Raw genomic sequence first — 3,263 nt, forward strand, 5'->3', positions numbered from 1 at the left:
CGGATGATTTCTGGTTCTGCGGCCTGCCCAGCCTGCCCGGCAAGCCCTATTGCGAAGCACATGTCGGCGTCGCCTTCCAGCCGATGAGCGCAAGGCGCGACCGGCGGCGGTAGCGCTCTGGCGCCTCCGATCTTCGGCCAGCGTTTCAGCCCCGGCGTCGCCGTATCGCGGACGTCGCCGGGTGTGCTTCGTGGATTGTTCACCAATTCGGCCCAAATTTGCCCGATTTACTTGTCCTGTTGCTGCGGCACAGTGCAGGAGACGGGCGATGACGATGATGACTTCGGCAGAGAGCGATCGGCGTTCGGGGCGTCTTATTCCGATCCTGTTCACGGCCACGATCTTCACCAGCGCACTTTTGCTGTTCTTCGTCCAGCCGTTGTTTACCCGCATGGTCCTGCCGCAGATTGGCGGAGCGCCTGCCGTCTGGACCGCTGCGATGCTCTTCTTCCAGACGGTGCTGATTGGCGGCTATCTCTATGCCCATCTCATGACGCGCTATGTTCCCACACTGGCGCAGGTGGTGATTCATATCGCGCTTTTGCTGCTGGCGATGACGGTCCTGCCATTGGCCGTGCCGTCGGGCTGGCAATATGATCCCTCGCGTCCTGTCGTGACACAGACACTGTGGCTGTATGCGCTTGGGGTCGGACTGCCGTTCGGTGTGCTGTCGGCCAATGCGCCACTGATCCAGTCATGGTATCGCCGAAGCGGTGGCCCCAGCGCCGACGACCCCTATTTTCTGTATGCGGCCAGCAACCTGGGTTCGCTGGTGGCTCTTTTGGCCTTTCCGCTGGTGGCCGAGCCGCTTTTCGGCATGAAGGCCATTTCCGGTGGCTGGTCAGTTGGGTTTATGGCGCTGGGGCCGCTCCTGCTGCTTTCGGGACTGGCCGCACGACGCGGTGCCGAGCCTGCTGGCGCGCCCCGCGAGGCGGCCGCCTCCGACAGAGCCGAACCCGGAATCAAGACCTTGGGCTACTGGGCATTCCTGGCTTTTCTGCCATCGTCGCTGATGCTCTGCGTTACCTCCAAGATCAGCACCGACCTTGGATCCTTTCCATTGGTCTGGGTCGTGCCGCTGGCGCTTTACCTTCTGACCTTCGTGCTAGTCTTTTCCAACCGCTCGCCGCTAACCGCTGACCGGCTGCTTCGCCTGCTGCCACTGGCGCTGGGAGTGCTGGTGTTCTTCAGCCTGCGCCCAACCGCGACGCTTGCGTGGATTGCCGTCTTGCTTTTGGCTTTCTTCGTCGTCAGCCTGATCGCCCACCGCATGCTTTTCGAGGCGCGGCCCGATGCGAAGTACCTCACAGTCTTCTACCTGACGATGTCGGTCGGGGGCGCGCTGGGCGGGCTCTTCAACTCGATCTTCGCGCCTCTGGTCTTCGACCGGCTGCTGGAATATCCGATCACTGTCGCTCTGATTGCACTGCTGATGATCCGACGCCCGGCCGCCAATGCCCCGCGCGAGGTCGCGCTCGGCCTGGTGCTCGCGTTGGTGGGCCTGTCGCCGATGCTTCTGGACATCACGGCGCTGCACGCGCTTGGTCCGGTCGTCAAAACGCTGCTGGCGGTGGCGATCCTGATGGTCATCTATGTGGTCTTTGCCCGGCAGCCCGTTGTGCCGACCGTAACCACCGCGACCATGATCGGGATCTGGGCGCTGTTCGGCACTGCGAATATCCTGATGATCGACCGAAGCTTCTTTGGCGTGCATCTCATCTCGGTGCGTGGCGACATGCGGGAATACAAGAACGGCACGACTGTTCACGGTGCCCAGCTGATTTCAGAAAGCGCCGCGCGACCAACGCCCCTGACGTATTATCATCCAAAAGGCCTGATGGCACAGATCGTCAACGAGGAACGCGCCATTCCGCCCCGGACCATTGGAATCATCGGCCTCGGTACTGGTGCGCTGGCCTGCTACAGCAAACCCGGCCAGGATTGGCACTTCTACGAAATCGACCCCATGGTTGTCGATATTGCGAAAAATCCAGAGTATTTCAGCTTCATGTCGACCTGCGCGCCAGATGCCCAGATCCATGTCGGCGATGCCCGGATCGTGCTGCAGCAACAGACCGATCTGAAATACGACATCCTGGTCATCGACGCCTACAGTTCCGATGCCATTCCGGTCCACCTTGCCACGGCCGAGGCAATTCAGCTTTACCTTGACCGGCTGAACACAGGCGGCATCCTGGTCTTCCATGTCTCGAACCGGTTTTACGATCTGGCTCAGCCATTGGCGGCTGCGGCACGGGAACTGGGGCTGATCGGACGCTACCGCTCCCAGAGGGCGCAGGAACTGGAAGGCGCCGTCGGGGCCTTTCCGTCTACGGTCGTGACGCTGGCGCGAACAACTGCGGACCTTGGCCTTACCGCGACCGATCCGGCCTGGGCGCCCCTGCCCGAACCAAGCATCAACCTTTGGACCGATGACTACGCCAACCTTCTGGCGGCGTTGAAGTAGACCCGAGGGTCCCTGCGGAGGTCAGTTCCCGTTCAAAATCTCCTCCAGCGCCTTGCGGGTCTGGTCTTCCAGCGCGTCCTGCACTCCGCGTCGGGTGGCATTGCCGAGGGATTCGTCAGGCGCCACCTCGACCCCCAGCTCTTCTTTCAGCCGCCGCTCCAGTTCGGCCTTGGCGGCGGCTTCGGCGGCCTTGGCTTCCGTTTCCAGCCGCGCGGCGGCTGCCTTCGCCTCGGCCTCCATCTTCTCGCGCGCGATGCTTTCGAGATCGAGCCGGAACTTCGGTTCCGCCCAGGTCCCGGTGATCAAGAGCGGCACCATCACCCCGCCCGTCCCGTCCTGCGCCGCAAGCGCGGTGGGCCGCAGGCGGTAGTTCAGCGTGCGTGTCCCGAGACCGATCTCGCCCGCACCCGAGGCGGTGAGATAGGGCGCGACCAGTTTCAGGTCGCTGTTCGACAGGACGCCGCCCGTGATCGTATAGGTGCCCGCCAGCCCGTCGAAGATCGTCTTCTGTCCTTCGCCGACATAGTTCGGGTCCAGGTTCTTCAGCATCCCCGCGATGTCGAGACCCCGCAGCTCGCCCTGGCCCAGCTCCAGCGACCCCTTCCCTTTCAGGCTTTTCATGATCGCATCGACGGAATTGCCGACGCCCAGGAATTCCAGGTCGAAATCGCCGGTCGCGATCAGCCGGTCCCAGCCCGCGAGGTCGGTCAGCAAGGGCTGCGTCTTCAGGCCCGCGAAGGCCAGCCGCCCGCCGACCGACAGCCCGCCGCGCCCGTTCACGACGAAATCTCCGGTG

3 protein-coding genes are annotated in these 3,263 nt (G+C 63.0%); 2 read left to right on the top strand and 1 reads right to left on the bottom strand.

Annotated features, from left to right (window positions below; all coding sequences use genetic code 11):
• Together V7Q39_RS20260 and V7Q39_RS20265 are read left to right on the top strand one after the other, a co-directional pair.
• Positions 1-113, top strand: a 113-nt coding sequence (locus tag V7Q39_RS20260; protein ID WP_333818424.1) for a GcrA family cell cycle regulator, incomplete at its 5' end; no start/stop codon positions are given.
• A 155-nt stretch (positions 114-268) separates the two neighbouring features.
• The gene (locus tag V7Q39_RS20265) at positions 269-2,467 is read left to right on the top strand and encodes a fused MFS/spermidine synthase (RefSeq protein ID WP_333818422.1); all 2,199 of its coding nucleotides are present in this window, start codon (positions 269-271) and stop codon (positions 2,465-2,467) included.
• 21 nt (positions 2,468-2,488) lie between these two features.
• On the opposite strand, the gene V7Q39_RS20270 is transcribed toward V7Q39_RS20265, so the two are convergent.
• A partial coding sequence (locus V7Q39_RS20270; protein ID WP_333818423.1) for an AsmA family protein occupies positions 2,489-3,263 on the bottom strand: 775 nt, incomplete at its 5' end.

It is taken from the genome of Tabrizicola sp., assembly GCF_036781545.1.
GTDB lineage: Bacteria > Pseudomonadota > Alphaproteobacteria > Rhodobacterales > Rhodobacteraceae > Tabrizicola.

Coding starts and splice junctions, on each gene's coding strand:
- V7Q39_RS20265 (WP_333818422.1), top strand. CDS start 269: ATGACGATGATGACTTCGGCAGAGAGCGATCGGCGTTCGGGGCGTCTT.